The following is a 14,729-nucleotide window of genomic DNA, read 5'->3' on the forward strand; positions in this document are numbered from 1 at the left end:
GGCTGGTGACGACCAGTGAGGCGGCGAGGAGCGCGGTACGCAGCACATGTCAGACGGTACGGGGCGGAAGGGGCAGCGGCAGCGCAGGCAGGCCGTCGACGCTCACCCCGATGAACTCCTTCTTCTCGCAGTACGCGTTGAACTCCTCGTCCGTCTTGCGGCCGAAGTACTCCGCGTGGAGCGTGCGCTCGCCCTGGTACTCCATGAAGGGGATGGCGTACCCGCACACGTCCGCGATCCGGCGGGCCTTGACCAGGATGACCGCGCGCGCCGCGGGCCCGTCCGCGTCACCGAACAGTTCGACGAGCCCGTCCCAGCGCGGGTCGTCGCGGAAGACGGCCTCGCCGTCGCCGTGGATGCGCACGATGTTCGGCGGCCCGCTGAACGCGCACCACATCAGCGTGATGCGGCCGTTCTCACGGACGTGCGCGATGGTTTCGGCGCCGCTGCCGCCGAAGTCCAGGTAGGCGAGGGTCTGCTCGTCGATGACGACGAGCGTCCCGGCGCGGCCCTTGGGGGAGAGGTTGATGTGGCCGTCGCCGGACAGCGGGGCGGTGGCGGTGAAGAAGATCGGCTGTTCTTCGATGAAGGTGCGGAGCCTGCCGTCAATACGATCGTAAAGCTTTCCCATGGCCGGATTATCTCCCACGGGTCCGGCCCCGGAGCAGGGGATTTCAGCCGGTGAGACCGAGCCGGGAGCGGCGCAGCCCCAGTGCGTGGGCGTCGAAGAGGTGCGCGGACCGCTCCAGGAGCAGGGCCAGTTCGGGCCGCTCCGCCTGCGCGAAATGCAGGGTCACCTGCCAGTTCCAGCCGCGTACGATCCCCCGCGCCGACCCCCGCAGCCCTGGGTCGGGGTCGTCCGTCAGGGCCACCGCGGCCCGCAGCGCGTGGATCCCGCCCCGCGCGCGGAGCAGCCGGAAGGCGGCCCTGCGGACGTGCGCGGGCCGTTCGGGCCCGAGCCGCTCGGTGAGGTGGCGGTGGTCCAGCCGGTGGGCCACCGGGAGCAGGCTGAGCGCGGCCTCCCGGGCGGCGCCCGGCCAGGGGTCGTCGAGCAGCGGGATCAGGGCCGCGTCCTCGGTGGGGGCGTCCAGCCGGCGCAGCCCCGCCACGGCGGCGGCGCGCACCGCCCCGGCGGGGTGGTCGAGCAGGCTCCGCAGCAGCGGTGCGTCCGCCCGCTGCGCGCACTCGGAGAAGCCGGCCACCGCGTACGGGGAGGGCCGCTCGGAGTCCGTGACCAGCGCGAGGTACGACGCGTAGGGGTCGCCGCCGCCCTGCGCGAGGAGCCAGCGCGCGCAGGCCCGTACGATCCCGGAGCGGTCGGCGAGGTGCCGCACGGCCTCGTCCGCCCGGCCGGCCCCGCGCAGGGCGGTGACCCCGGAGGCGCGGACCATCGGGAGGCGCCCGCCCAGCAGGGTGTCGACCGCCGTGTCGTCCGGCCCGTCGGCGGCCATGGTCCGCAGCGCCGCGTCGGTCCACAGCCGGGCCGTGGCCGGGTCGAGCTCGCGGGCGGCTCGCAGGGCGAGGTCCCGTACGCCGCTCTCCCCGGCGGCGACGGTCAGCCGGGCGGCGAACCGCCGGGTCGGCAGGTCGGCCCGCTCGCCCAGGCGGGCGAGGGCGTCGGCGCACTGGTCCCCGGTCAGCGCCTTCCAGCTCCACACGGGCGAGGGCCGCCCGGGGCGCCATCCCGCGGTGAGCGGGGAGGGGCGGCCGCTCAGGGCGGCCTCCAGCTGCTCCACCGCCCAGGCGCCGTGCTCGCGCCGGCCCAGCCGCACGATGAGCGGGCCGAGCCCGACGAGGGCGGCCACCGGGTCCCGGGCCACGATCGCGGCGAGCACCCGCCGGGCGCGCCCGCGCACCTGCGGGACCCAGTCGGCGCACCGGATCAGCACGAGCTGCGGCGGGAGCTCCCGCTCCTGGGACAGCGCGGCCTCGCGGACCCGCCCGTCGCGGTCGCAGAGCCGGAGCTCGGCCCGGCCGCTGCGGGGCGGCGGCCAGGAGGAGAAGGCCAGGGCGCGCACCTCCTCGTCGAAGGCGGTCCAGGCCTCGGGCCCGGTCAGGGCGAGCCCGCCGTCGCGTCGGGCCCCGTCCGTTGCGGCGGCCCCGTCCTCGCCCAGCAGCAGGGCGGCCGCGGCGGCCCGACCCCGCTCGGCGTCCTGCCGTGCGCCGGCTCCCATGGGTGCTCCCCTCGTCGTCCACCGATGGTAGGCGGGGCTCGGCCGGCGGGCCTTCTCTATATCCGCAGGTCAGCGGGGCGCTCCCGGGCTCAATTGACGAAACATGCAGAGCAGTGCATAGTTATGCCTACCGCAGTTGGACGTGACCGCGGATGCACCGTGTAAGGAGAACCCCGTGGCCGAGCGCGTCGTACTCGCCTATTCAGGCGGTCTGGACACCTCCGTCGCCATCGGCTGGATCGCCGAGGAGACGGGCGCCGAGGTCATCGCCGTCGCGGTGGACGTCGGCCAGGGCGGCGAGGACCTGGACGTCATCCGCAAGCGGGCGCTCGCCTGCGGTGCGGTCGAGGCCGAGGTCGCCGACGCCCGGGACGAGTTCGCCGACGAGTACTGCCTCCCGGCGATCAAGGCGAACGCCCTCTACATGGACCGCTACCCGCTGGTCTCGGCCCTCTCGCGGCCGGCCATCGTCAAGCACCTCGTCGCCGCCGCCCGCAAGCACGGCGCCACCACCGTCGCCCACGGCTGCACCGGCAAGGGCAACGACCAGGTCCGCTTCGAGGCCGGCATAGCCGCCCTCGGCCCCGACCTGAAGTGCATAGCCCCGGTCCGCGACTACGCGATGACCCGGGACAAGGCCATCGCCTTCGCCGAGAAGGCGGACCTGCCGATCGCGACCACCAAGAAGTCCCCGTACTCCATCGACCAGAACGTCTTCGGACGCGCCGTCGAGACGGGCTTCCTGGAGGACATCTGGAACGCGCCGATCGAGGACATCTACGAGTACACCGCGGACCCGGCCCTGACGCGCGAGGCCGACGAGGTCGTCATCTCCTTCAAGGCGGGCGTCCCGGTCGCCCTCGACGGCAAGCCCGTCACCGTCCTCCAGGCCATCCAGCAGCTCAACGCGCGCGCCGGCGCCCAGGGCATCGGCCGGATCGACATCGTCGAGGACCGGCTCGTGGGCATCAAGTCCCGCGAGGTGTACGAGGCGCCGGGCGCGATCGCGCTGATCACCGCCCACCAGGAGCTGGAGAACGTCACCGTCGAGCGCGAACTGGCCCGCTACAAGCGGCAGGTCGAGCAGCGCTGGGGCGAGATGGTCTACGACGGCCTGTGGTTCTCCCCGCTGAAGCGGGCCCTGGACGGTTTCGTCAACGAGGCCAACCAGCACGTCAGCGGCGACATCCGGATGACCCTGCACGGCGGCCGCGCCGTCGTCACCGGCCGGAAGTCGGACGAGTCGCTGTACGACTTCAACCTCGCGACCTACGACTCGGGCGACACCTTCGACCAGTCGAAGGCCCAGGGCTTCATCGAGATCTTCGGCCTGTCCTCGAAGATCGCGGCCCGTCGCGACCTCGCCTGATCCACGCCCTTCGTACCCTCGGTACCTGGGTACCCGCAGTACGTGCCGCCTCCCCGTTACCTCCGCGGCGGGGAGGCGGTTGCACATCCGAAGCCATGCACGTTCTTGAGGAGCAGTAGCTGTGAGCAGCAACAACGGTGGTGACGTCCGGCTCTGGGGCGCCCGGTTCGCCGACGGTCCCGCCGAGGCCCTCGCGAAGCTGTCCGCGTCGGTCCACTTCGACTGGCGCCTGGCCCCGTACGACATCGCGGGCTCCAAGGCCCACGCCCGCGTGCTCGCCAAGGCCGGCCTGCTCACGGACGAGGAGCTCGGCCGCATGCTCGCCGGCCTGGACCAGCTCGCCGTCGACGTGGAGAGCGGCTCCTTCACCGGCACCATCGCCGACGAGGACGTCCACACCGCACTGGAGCGGGGCCTGCTGGAGCGGCTCGGCGCCGATCTCGGCGGCAAGCTGCGCGCCGGCCGGTCGCGCAACGACCAGATCGCCACCCTCTTCCGCATGTACCTGCGCGACCACGCCCGGATCATCGGCGGCCTCGTCGCCGACCTCCAGGACGCGCTGGTCGGCCTCGCCGAGGCGCACGCGGAGGTGGCCATGCCGGGCCGGACCCACCTGCAGCACGCGCAGCCGGTGCTCTTCGCCCACCACGTACTGGCCCACGTGCAGGCCCTGTCCCGGGACGCGGAGCGGCTGCGCCAGTGGGACACCCGGACCGCGGTGTCCCCGTACGGCTCGGGCGCCCTGGCGGGCTCCTCGCTCGGTCTGGACCCGGAGGCGGTCGCCGCCGAACTGGGCTTCGAGCGCGGCTCGGTCGGCAACTCCATCGACGGCACGGCCTCGCGCGACTTCGTCGCCGAGTTCGCCTTCGTCACCGCGATGATCGGCATCAACCTGTCGCGGATCGCGGAGGAGATCATCATCTGGAACACGAAGGAGTTCTCCTTCGTGACCCTGCACGACGCCTTCTCCACCGGTTCGTCGATCATGCCGCAGAAGAAGAACCCGGACATCGCGGAGCTGGCGCGCGGCAAGTCGGGCCGCCTCATCGGCAACCTGACGGGCCTGCTCGCCACCCTGAAGGCCCTTCCCCTGGCATACAACCGGGACCTCCAGGAGGACAAGGAGCCGGTCTTCGACTCCTGCGACACCCTCGAAGTCCTGCTGCCCGCCTTCACCGGCATGATGGCCACCCTCACGGTCAACCGCGAGCGGATGGAGGAGCTGGCCCCGGCCGGCTTCTCGCTCGCCACCGACATCGCGGAGTGGCTGGTCAAGCAGGGCGTGCCGTTCCGGGTGGCGCACGAGGTGGCCGGCGCGTGCGTCAAGGAGTGCGAGGGGCTCGGCATCGAGCTCGACGAGCTGACGGACGAGCAGTTCGCGAAGATCTCGGAGCACCTGACGCCGGAGGTCCGTACGGTCCTCAACGTCAAGGGCGCCCTGGCCTCCCGCAACGGCCGCGGCGGCACCGCCCCGTCGGCCGTCGCGATCCAGCTCACGGAGCTGAAGGCCGATCTGGTCATCCAGCACGCCTGGGCCACGCACAAGAACTGACCGCCGCACGCCGAGGGGCGGCCGGAGCCTTCGGGCCCCGGCCGCCCCTTCGGCGCGTCCGGGGTCAGACGCGGACGGCCCAGTCCGCCAGCGCGTCGAAGTCCGCCCGGAGCAGCCCGATCCGCTCGTCGATCCGCAGCAGCAGCGCGTGCGCGGGATGGTGCTGCCCGACGTACTCCCGGTCCATGTCCGTGATGTCGTCGTCGATCCAGGCGAAGGGCCCGCCCGCCCGCGTACTCCAGGATGTACTGGGTCTTCCAGAACGTTCCGCGCGGTGCGCGCCCGTGCATCTGCGGCCAGTCGATCCAGGGAAGCTCCGGCAGACCCAGGTGCGGGCCTATCCACTCGTTCGCCTCGCCCTTCCACGTGGTCGCCCAGACGAGCTCGTACGCCCGCGCGAGCGCGAGCAGCTCCGTCCCGTGGTCCGGATTCAGCCAGACCCGCAGCGGCTTCGCACTCTCGGCACCGGTCCAGCCGGACGGGCGCATCCGGTGGGTGCGGTAGCCCTCGGGGCGGCGCTGGGGCTTGGCCGCGTAGGGGTTCAGCGGGCCGTCCACGTCGATCAGCAGCAGGGGCTTCGGATTCATCTCGGCATGCTTCCTTCCGGCGCCCGGGCGGGCATCCCATTTATTCGATGAGCAGTTTTAATGAGACGGCGACGTCTCATTCGGGTTATGCTTGTCTCATGGCCATGGATCGTGATCAGGTGCTCCGCGCCGCCGCCGCGCTGCTCTCCCGCAAGTCGACCGCCACGATGGACGAGGTCGCGAGGGCCGCCGGCATCGGCCGTGCGACCCTCCACCGGCACTTCGCCGGGCGCGACGCCCTCGTACGGGCCCTCGAAGAGCTCGGCATCCGGGAATTCGAGGTGGCCTTCGACAACGCCCGCCTCGGCGAGGGCACGGCGATCGACGCGCTCCGCAGACTCGTCGCCGAAGCGGAGCCCAACGCCGAGCTGCTGGCCTTCCTCGTCACCGAGAACCAGCTCTTCGAGGGGGACCAGGTCAACGAGGGCTGGGCCCGCCTCGACGCCCGCGTCGGCGACCTCTTCCGGCGCGGCCAGCACGAGGGCGACATCCGGATCGACCTGAGCCCGGCCTGGCTCACCGAGGCCCTCTACGGGCTCATCGGCACCTGCGCCTGGGCCGTCATGGACGGCCGGGTCGCGGCCAAGGACTTTCAGTACATGATCATCGAGTTGCTGCTCGGTGGCGCACGACGGAGTGTGGAGAAATGAGCCGTACCGAACAGCTGACCCCGGCCAAGGGGGCGGAGGGCCGGAGCCCCGGGCGCTGGCTCGCGCTCTGCGTGCTCGTGCTGGCCGTCCTGCTGGTCGCCGTCGACGCCACCGTACTCGGTCTCGCCACGCCCGCCCTCAGCGAGGACCTGAAGCCCTCGGGCACCCAGCTCCTGTGGATCGGCGACATCTACTCCTTCGTCATCGCCGGCCTGCTCGTCTCCATGGGCTCCCTCGGTGACCGGATAGGCCGCAAGAAGCTCCTCCTCGTCGGCGCGACCGCCTTCGGGGCCGTCTCGGTCCTCAACGCCTACGCCACCAGCCCCGAGATGATGATCATCGCCCGGGCCCTGCTCGGCGTGGCCGGCGCGACCCTGATGCCCTCCACCCTCGCGCTGATCCGCAACATCTTCCACGACCCCAAGGAACGCAGCCTCGCCATCGGCATCTGGGGCGCCACCGCCTCGGCCGGCGCGGCCGTCGGCCCGGTGGTCGGCGGAGCCCTGCTCCAGCACTTCTGGTGGGGCTCGGTCTTCCTCATCAACGTCCCCGTGATGATCGTCCTGGTCATCGTCGGCATCAAGCTGCTGCCCGAGTCCAAGAACCCCGTCGCCGGCCCCTGGGACCTCTTCAGCGTCGGCCTCTCCCTCGTCGGCATCATCGGCGTGGTCTACGCCGTCAAGCAGGTCGCCACCCACGGCATGGGCTGGGAGGTGTGGGCGGCCGCCGTCGTCGGAGCGGGCGCGCTCCACACCTTCGTACGCCGCCAGTTCACGCTGCCGGCCCCGCTCCTCGACATGCGGCTCTTCAAGCACCGCGGGTTCTCCGGCGCGGTCCTCGCCGACCTGCTCACCGTCTTCGGCCTGTCCGGACTGGTCTTCTTCCTCTCCCAGTTCCTCCAGCTCGTGCAGGGCCGCGACCCGCTCGAAGCGGGGCTCGCCGAGCTGCCGGCCGCCATCGGCGCCGTCGTCACCGGCCTGGTCGCCGGTACGTACGCCCGCAAGTACGGGGTCCGGGTCATCGTGACCGGAGGCCTCGCCGCCATCGGCATCGCGCTGGCCGCGCTGACCGTGATCCACAAGGAGACCGGCTACCCGCTGCTCGGCGCGGCCCTGCTCGTCGTCGGCCTCGGCGCCGGCTTCTCCTTCACCGTCACCGCCGACGTGATCCTCTCCAGCGTCCCCAAGGAGCAGGCCGGTTCCGCCTCGGCCGTCTCCGAGACCGCCTACGAACTGGGCGCCGCCCTCGGCATCGCCCTGCTCGGCTCGGTCGTCACCGGCGTCTACCAGGACTTCACCGCCCCGGCCTCCGTCAGCGGCCCCGTCGCCGACGCCGCCCACGAATCCCTCGGCGGCGCCGTCGAAGCGGCCAAGTCACTGGACCCGCAGACCGCCCAGCAGATGGTCGGCGCCGCCCAGGAGGCCTTCGTGGACGGCCTGCGGCTGGCCTCCGGCGTGGGCGCGGCCGTCCTGCTGGCCACCGCCGCGGCCGCCTGGTTCCTCCTCAAGGGGCAGGAGCTCCAGGACGGCATCGAGCACTGACGCCACGCCAGAGTGTGCTGTCCCGCGCGCAGTTGACAGTACATCGGCGCGCGGGACACCATCCCGGCGATGGAGATCACCGATCTGACCCCGGCCGAACGCCGCGTATGGGACGCCTTCCCGAGCGGTGAGCGCGTCGACTTCTGCGAGGGCCCCGACGAGGACGCCTCCGAGGGCATCGGCTGGGGCCCGGAGCGGACCGTGCGCGCCGAGGTGCTCACGGCCCTGCTGCTGAACGGGAGTTCCGCCAGCGGCCAGGTCGCGGGCCTCAACGTCCGGGGCGTGCGGATCACCGGCAAGCTCAACCTCAAGTACGCCGTCGTCGACCACGCGATCCGGCTGCGCGGCTGCTGGTTCGAGCGCAAGCCCCTGATCTACGGGGCCAGGCTCCGGGCCCTGGTGCTGTCCGACTCCGCACTGCCGGGACTGACCGGAGCCACCGTCGCCGTCGACGTGGTGCTGCGGCTCTCCTGCTGCCGCATCACCGGGCCGGTGCGGCTCGCCGGAGCCCGGATATCCGGCGGGCTCTTCCTCACCCGGGCCGTCATCGGCACGCCCGGCGCGGAGGAGTCCGAGGAACCCCCGCTCCAGTTCAACCACGCGGACATCGGCACCGACGTCATCGCCCCCGGACTCACCGTCCACGGCCAGACCCGCATCAACGGAGCCACCGTCGGCGGCCAGATCAACCTGGACGACGCCCGGCTCCTCGCCCCGGGCGGCACCGCCCTGCACGCCGAAACCCTGACCGTCGGTACGGACCTGCGCGCCATGCGGCTGGAAGCCCGCGGCCGGGTCAACCTCAGCGGCTCCCGGATACCGGGCCAGCTCAACCTCGCCTACGCCCGCCTCGCCAACCCCGGCGGGGTCGCCCTGCGCGTCTCCAGCTGCGTCGTCGGCGAGATGTGGCTGCGCTCCTGCCCGACCATCCAGGGCGGCGTGAACCTGCGCCGCTCCACCTTCGACCTGCTGCACGTCCCGCCCGGCACCTGGCCCGCCCAGATCCGGATCGACGGGCTGACCTACCGCACCCTGGCCCCGCACCTGCCCGCCGAACAGCGGCTGCCCGCCCTGGAGCGCGAGGAGTCCGGCTACCTCCCGTACGCCTACGAGCAGCTCGCCGCGGCCTACCGTACGGTCGGCGACGAGGCCGCCGCCCGGACCGTGGCGCTCGCCAAACTGCGCCGGCACCGCCGCACCCTGCCCCGGCACGCACGCGTGTGGGGGCTGCTCCAGGACGTCACCGTGGGATACGGGTTCCGGCCGCTGCGCGCCGCGGGCTGGCTGCTGGCGCTGGTGATCACGGGAACGGTCGCGTACGGACTCCACCCGCCCCGGGAGCTGAAGCAGGGGGAGGCACCGGAGTTCAACCCGGTCTTCTACACGCTCGACCTGATGCTGCCGATCATCGGCTTCGGGCAGGAGGCGCCGTTCGCACCGGACGGTCTGTACCAGTGGCTGTCGTACCTGCTGATCGTGACCGGCTGGATCCTCGCCACGACGACCGCGGCGGGCGTCAGCCGGTCACTGCAACGGCAGTAGCGGAGGTCAGGCCGCCTTGGCCTTGGTCGCGTACATGTCCACGTACTCCTGGCCGGAGAGCCGCATGACCTCGGCCATCACCGAGTCGGTGACGGCGCGCAGCACGTAGCGGTCGCGGTCCATGCCCTCGTACCGGGAGAACTCCATCGGCTCGCCGAACCGGACGGTGACCCGGCCCGGGCGCGGCATGCCGGCGCCGCCGGGCTGGAGCTTGTCGGTGCCGATCATCGCGAAGGGGACGACGGGCGCGCCGGTCATCAGGGTCAGCCGGGCGATGCCCGTGCGGCCCCGGTAGAGACGGCCGTCGGGGGAGCGGGTGCCCTCGGGGTAGATGCCGAAGATCTTGCCCTCTTCGAGGATCCGGCGGCCCGTCATCAGCGCGGCGACGCCGCCGTTGGCCCCGTCGCGGTCCACCGGGATCATGCCGGCGCCGGTGAAGAACCAGGCCATGGCCCGGCCCTTGATGCCCTTGCCGGTCACGTACTCGTCCTTGCCGATGAAGTGGACCGTGCGGTCGCACACCAGCGGCAGGATCATCGAGTCGATGAAGGTCAGGTGGTTGCCCGCGAGGATCACCGGCCCGGTGCCCGGAATGTTCTCGATGCCCTCGACGCGAGTGCGGAACATCAGGCGCATGACGGGTCCGACAGTGGCTTTGATCAGGCGCGTACGGAACAACGTGGGCCCTCCGGCATCGAAAAGCTAAGGTTCTCGCACCCACCACGCGGCGGTAGTGCAGGTGAGGACGATACTCGTGGCTCCACTCTGATCGCACATCGGGTTCACGAGGTGGATACGCAGTGTTGACGCGTGTTTCCGCCGTGTTCCGCCCGCGCACCCCCGCCCGCCACCGGAGCTTGCCTACCATCGGCACGCGGATTCGGGCCGCAGGCCCCGGAGATCCCGGGACGCCCGGCCCTTGTCCGAGGGGGAGTGGCACGCATGACACAGGGTGGGGCAGCACGGCGCACGGTACTGGGCGCGGCGGTCGTCGCGGCGGGCGGATCCTTCGGCGCACTCGCGGCGGGCGGCGGCCGGGCCGCGGCGGCCCAGAGCGGCCACGGGGGAGGCCAGGGCGGCGGCTACCGCGACCTGCCGGTGCCGACGGTCATCGGACACCGCGGAGCCAGCGGCTACCGGCCCGAGCACACGCTCGGGTCCTACCAGCTCGCCCTCGACCTCGGCGCCGACGTCGTCGAACAGGACCTCGTGCCCACCAAGGACGGCCACCTGGTGTGCCGCCACGAGAACGAGATCGGCGGCACGACGGACGTCGCCGACCACCTCGAGTTCGCGTCCCGCAGGACCACCAAGACCGTCGACGGAGTCGCGGTCACGGGCTGGTTCACCGAGGACTTCACCCTCGCCGAGCTGAAGACCCTGCGCGCGAAGGAACGCATCCCCGCCCTGCGCCAGCGCAACACGCTCTACGACGGCCGCTGGGACGTCCCCACCTTCGAAGAGGTGCTCCGCTGGGCCGACCGCGAGGGCCGCCGGCGCGGCAAGCGCGTGTGGCTGCACGTGGAGACCAAGCACCCCAGCTACTTCCGGGGCCTGGGCCTCGGCCTGGAGGAACCCCTCGCCAGGCTGCTGCGCCGCTACGGGCGCGACGGCCGCGGCGCCCCGCTCTTCCTGCAGTCCTTCGAACCCTCCAGCATCCAGCGGCTCTCCCGGCTGGTCTCCGCCCCGCGCGTGGTGCTCCTGTCCGCGGCGGGTACCCGCCCGTGGGACTTCGAGCTGGCCAAGGACCCGCGGACGGTCGCCGATCTGGTCACGCCCGCGGGGCTGCGCTGGATCGCCGGCTTCGCCCAGGGCATCGGGCCGACCATGGACCTGATCATGCCGCGCGACGCGGCCGGCAAGCTCGGCGCCCCGACCACCCTGGTCGCCGACGCCCACGCCCAGGGGCTGATCCTGCACCCCTACACCGCGCGGAACGAGAACAACTTCCTGCCGGCCGACTACCGCAAGGGCACCGACCCGACGGCCTACGGGGACGCCTTCGGCGCCTTCAAGGCCTACTTCGAACAGGGCATCGACGGCATCTTCACCGACCAGCCCGACACCGGACTCCTCGCGGCGGAGGCCTTCCGCCCGGGCCGCGGCGTCAACGCCTGACCGGAGCTTCTCGTACGAGTGGGCCGTGCCCGGCGGGGAAACCGCCCGGCACGGCCTTCGCGTCCCGCCCGGCATGGACCTGCTGAAGGCTGATCTCCCCGAACACCCCGACCTCCCCGACCTCCCCGACCTCCCCGACCTCCCCGACCTCCCCGACCTCCCCGACCTTCCCGACCTGTTCGAGAAGCTCCGCCCGCTGCTCTCCGCCGAAGCGGCCGCCGAGACCGCGGGCACCGGGGTGGACGCCGCCGACGTGGAACAAGCCGTATGGGTCAGGCTGCTGGAGCACCGGCGCATCCCCGCCGAACCCGCCGACTGGCTGCGCCGGGCGGTGCGCGACGAGGCCCGCCGGGCGCGGCGCCGGGCCCGGCGCGAAGTCCCGTACGACCACCGTCAGCGCTCGGCGGACGGCCACCGCCGGCAGGCGGTGCACGGCGGGCCCGGCGCGGGGACCCGTACCAGCACCGGCGCGGAACCGGAAGACGCCCTCCTGCACGGCGAGACGAACCGGGCCCTCCGATCGGCGGTCGCCCGATTGCCCGGAAGGTGTCCGGAGCTCATGAGGGCACTTCTATCGCCCAGGGACCTCACCTACCGTGAAATCGCAGGAGAGTTGGGTATCTCACAAGGAAGTTTGGGGCCCGTCCGTTCCCGATGCCTGGGATGTCTGCGCAGAATGCTGGCCGTAGAGGTTGCGGCTCCCGCCCTGCGGGGAATGGAGCGGTAGACCAAAAGGCCACCAGGTGAGCGGGAGGCATGCGCACATGGGCATGAGCGTGACCATTTCGGCGGCAGCTGCCGAGGATGCCGAGCAGATCATCAAACTGCAGTATCTGGCGTTCCAGAGCGAGGCCGAGCTGTACGGCAACTACCGCATCCAGCCGCTCACCCAGTCCCTGGACTCCCTCAAGGCCGAGCTGGCCTCCGACACCGTGCTGGTCGCACGGCTCGGCGAGGAGATCGTCGGAGCCGTGCGCGGCACCGTCGACGAGGAGGGCACCGCCAAGATCGCCAAGCTCTGCGTGCACCCCCGGCTCCAGGGCCACGGCCTCGGCGCCCGGCTGCTGAACGCGGTCGAGGCGGTCCTGTCGGGCAACGACGCGACCACCCGCTTCCGGCTGTTCACCGGCCACAAGAGCGAGTCGAACCTGCGGCTCTACCGCAAGGCCGGCTACACCCAGGTCGGCGGGCGCACCGCGTCCGACGGCGTCCGTCTGGTGATCCTGGAGAAGGAGGCCAAGGAGGCCACCGACTTCGCGGTCAGCGCCTGATGCCCGACGCCCGCCCCGCGGTCGCCGTCTAGCGCTTCGCCCTGAGCCAGAGCATCCCGGTGATCGGAAGGATCACCGGGATGAACAGGTATCCCATCCCGAAGTCCGACCACACGGTCGCGTCGGGGAAGGCCTCGGGCCGCGCCAGGGTCCAGGTGCCCACGACGAGGACGCCGGCCAGCTCGGCGGCGCAGCAGATCCGCGCCGCCTTGCGGGCCGTCTCCCCGCCGCGCACCAGCGAGTACGTGATGAAGGCGTAGACGAGCGCGGCCACCGCCGACAGCGCGTACGCGAGCGGGGCCCGGTCGAACTCGGTGGAGATCTGGTAGATCGAGCGCGAGACCGCGCCGACGGTGATCACCCCGTAGAACCAGACCAGCAGCACCCCGGGCCCGGTCACCAGGCGCTTGCGGCCGCCCGGCGGGGTGGCGGCGGCCGTGGAGTCGGTGGCGTCCGTGTCGGTATCAGGCACCGGTGTTTCCCCAGATGTCGTAGAGCCGTACTTCGAGCACGGCGAGGACGACCGCTCCCGCGGCCACCGTCACCGAACCCCATTTGGTCCGCTCGCTCAGCGAGAGCAGCCCCGCCGCCGGGACGCAGGCGAAGGCGCCCACCAGGTAGGCGAGGAAGAGCACCGTGCCCTGGCCGGGCTTCTCGCCGCGGGCGAGCTGGACCAGGCCGATCACCAGCTGCGCCAGGACCAGGACGGTCACCACGGCCATGCCGATGAAGTGCCAGTCCTTGGTCGGCTGGTCCCGCCAGGCGGCGAAACCGCACCAGGCGGCGAGGGCGAGTGCGGCCACGCCGATGGCGACCGTCAGGGCGTCGAGCATGCAGCGAGGGTATTACGGGCCGAAAGACCCGATGCGCTCACCCCTGCCCCGGGGCTTTCCTGGAAGGTATGAACCTGCTGCACGGGAAGCTCGGCCCGCAATTCGACGCGCTGCTGTTCGACAACGACGGCACGCTCGTCTCCTCGATGGAATCGGTGCACCGCTGCTGGACCCGCTGGGCCCGGGAGTACGGGATCACCGAGGAGGCCTTCGCCGCGGTGGAGCTCCACGGCCGCCCGGCCGCGGAGATCGTCGCCGACCTCCTGCCCGAGGACGTACGGGCCGGGGCGCTCGCCCGCATCGAGGCGCTGGAGACCGAGGACGTGGCGGGCGGCGTGGTCCTGCTTCCCGGTACCAAGGAGCTGCTCTCCGCCCTGCCCGCCGGCCGGTGGGCCGTGGTCACCTCCGCGACCCGCCCGCTGGCCGAGGCCCGGCTGCGGGAGGCCGGCATCGACTTCCCGGAGCTGGTGGCCGCCGACGACATCACCCGCGGCAAGCCCGACCCGGAGCCCTTCCTGCTGGCGGCCGCCCGGCTCGGCGTGGACCCGGCCCGCTGCGTGGTCTTCGAGGACGCCCCCGCCGGTCTGTCCGCGGGCCGCGCCGCGGGAATGACCACCGTGGCCTTGGCCACAACGCACCCGGCCGCCGAACTCGACGCGGACGTGGTCGTGAGGGACCTCTCGGCCGTGTCCGTGCTGGTCGGACCCGATGGCATGACCCTTGAGACGGACGATCACCGCTGACCGCTGTTGTCCGGTATGCGGCCGAAATCCGTCCGCTATACGGACACCTTTGATCGGTGACGGGGAACGTCTGGTTTACTTGGGCCCATGACCACGACGAGCAGCCGCACCCTTGCGACCGAGGCGACGATGACGCCCGGTGCTCGTTGTATGTGTCGAATGCGCGCCTTCTGAGGGCCCCTGCCCCAGGTCTCACGCCCCGAAGAGACCGGCCGAGCTGCTCCCGGCACCCCCGTGTGAACCCGGAACGCTCCTGCCCCGCGCATGCGCCGAAGCCGTCGATCTACGCTTTTTCGGCGGGTTGACCGTCATCGCGTCCCCAGATGTTTGCCCCGTGCCCGGCACCCGC

At 71.9% G+C, this 14,729-nt stretch carries 14 protein-coding genes and 1 pseudogene; 9 read left to right on the forward strand and 6 right to left on the reverse strand.

The window, feature by feature from the left end; translation table 11 throughout:
- Positions 1-49: 49 nt before the first annotated feature.
- Positions 50-631, reverse strand: a complete 582-nt coding sequence (locus ACWCP2_RS20925) for a pyridoxamine 5'-phosphate oxidase family protein (protein ID WP_450910093.1) — start codon at positions 629-631, stop codon at positions 50-52.
- 43 nt (positions 632-674) lie between these two features.
- A complete protein-coding gene (locus tag ACWCP2_RS20930) occupies positions 675-2,174 on the reverse strand; it encodes a hypothetical protein (RefSeq protein ID WP_450910094.1) in 1,500 nt (499 codons plus the stop codon).
- Positions 2,175-2,349: 175 nt separating this feature from the next.
- Between ACWCP2_RS20930 and ACWCP2_RS20935 the strand changes: the two genes are divergently transcribed.
- Positions 2,350-3,543 carry an argininosuccinate synthase gene (locus tag ACWCP2_RS20935; protein WP_450910095.1) on the forward strand — a complete coding sequence of 398 codons (1,194 nt, stop codon included), beginning with the start codon at positions 2,350-2,352 and terminating at the stop codon, positions 3,541-3,543.
- A gap of 121 nt (positions 3,544-3,664) precedes the next feature.
- Positions 3,665-5,095, forward strand: a complete 1,431-nt coding sequence (gene argH / locus ACWCP2_RS20940; protein ID WP_450910096.1) for an argininosuccinate lyase — start codon at positions 3,665-3,667, stop codon at positions 5,093-5,095.
- A gap of 64 nt (positions 5,096-5,159) precedes the next feature.
- On the opposite strand, the pseudogene ACWCP2_RS20945 reads toward argH, so the two are convergent.
- Positions 5,160-5,682 (reverse strand): annotated as a pseudogene (locus ACWCP2_RS20945) (HAD domain-containing protein).
- Between the two features lie 98 nt (positions 5,683-5,780).
- On the opposite strand from ACWCP2_RS20945, the gene ACWCP2_RS20950 reads away from it, so the two are divergent.
- The 3 genes from ACWCP2_RS20950 to ACWCP2_RS20960 all read left to right on the forward strand — a co-directional run bounded on the left by ACWCP2_RS20950 (position 5,781) and on the right by ACWCP2_RS20960 (position 9,415).
- Positions 5,781-6,332, forward strand: a complete 552-nt coding sequence (locus ACWCP2_RS20950) for a TetR/AcrR family transcriptional regulator (RefSeq protein ID WP_327251845.1) — start codon at positions 5,781-5,783, stop codon at positions 6,330-6,332.
- Positions 6,329-7,873 (forward strand): MFS transporter, encoded by a 1,545-nt coding sequence (locus tag ACWCP2_RS20955; RefSeq protein WP_450910097.1) that lies wholly within the window; start codon positions 6,329-6,331, stop codon positions 7,871-7,873. Before ACWCP2_RS20950 ends, ACWCP2_RS20955 begins: the two co-directional genes overlap by 4 nt.
- Before the next feature lie 69 nt (positions 7,874-7,942).
- Positions 7,943-9,415, forward strand: a complete 1,473-nt coding sequence (locus tag ACWCP2_RS20960) for a membrane-associated oxidoreductase (protein WP_450910098.1) — start codon at positions 7,943-7,945, stop codon at positions 9,413-9,415.
- A gap of 6 nt (positions 9,416-9,421) precedes the next feature.
- Here the strand turns inward: ACWCP2_RS20960 and ACWCP2_RS20965 are convergent, their stop codons facing one another.
- Entirely contained in the window at positions 9,422-10,042 is a 621-nt protein-coding gene (locus ACWCP2_RS20965; RefSeq protein ID WP_267756847.1) for a lysophospholipid acyltransferase family protein, read from the reverse strand.
- 315 nt (positions 10,043-10,357) lie between these two features.
- Here ACWCP2_RS20965 and ACWCP2_RS20970 point away from each other — a divergent pair, with 315 nt between their 5' ends.
- The 3 genes from ACWCP2_RS20970 (at position 10,358) to ACWCP2_RS20980 (ending at position 12,804) form a co-directional block, all read left to right on the forward strand.
- Entirely contained in the window at positions 10,358-11,533 is a 1,176-nt protein-coding gene (locus ACWCP2_RS20970) for a glycerophosphodiester phosphodiesterase (RefSeq protein ID WP_450910099.1), read from the forward strand.
- A gap of 73 nt (positions 11,534-11,606) precedes the next feature.
- Entirely contained in the window at positions 11,607-12,260 is a 654-nt protein-coding gene (locus ACWCP2_RS20975; protein WP_450910167.1) for an RNA polymerase sigma factor, read from the forward strand.
- A 37-nt stretch (positions 12,261-12,297) separates the two neighbouring features.
- A complete protein-coding gene (locus ACWCP2_RS20980) occupies positions 12,298-12,804 on the forward strand; it encodes a GNAT family N-acetyltransferase (RefSeq protein WP_450910100.1) in 507 nt (168 codons plus the stop codon).
- A 28-nt stretch (positions 12,805-12,832) separates the two neighbouring features.
- Here ACWCP2_RS20980 and ACWCP2_RS20985 read toward each other — a convergent pair whose 3' ends face one another.
- Entirely contained in the window at positions 12,833-13,276 is a 444-nt protein-coding gene (locus ACWCP2_RS20985; RefSeq protein ID WP_450910101.1) for a hypothetical protein, read from the reverse strand.
- Positions 13,269-13,637, reverse strand: a complete 369-nt coding sequence (locus ACWCP2_RS20990) for a hypothetical protein (RefSeq protein WP_450910102.1) — start codon at positions 13,635-13,637, stop codon at positions 13,269-13,271. Before ACWCP2_RS20990 ends, ACWCP2_RS20985 begins: the two co-directional genes overlap by 8 nt.
- A 68-nt stretch (positions 13,638-13,705) precedes the next feature.
- Here ACWCP2_RS20990 and ACWCP2_RS20995 point away from each other — a divergent pair, with 68 nt between their 5' ends.
- Positions 13,706-14,380: an HAD family hydrolase gene (locus ACWCP2_RS20995; RefSeq protein ID WP_450910103.1), complete on the forward strand. Its 675-nt coding sequence runs from the start codon at positions 13,706-13,708 to the stop codon at positions 14,378-14,380.
- The last annotated feature ends 349 nt before the right edge of the window (positions 14,381-14,729 follow it).

It is taken from the genome of Streptomyces sp. NPDC002104 (assembly GCF_053593795.1).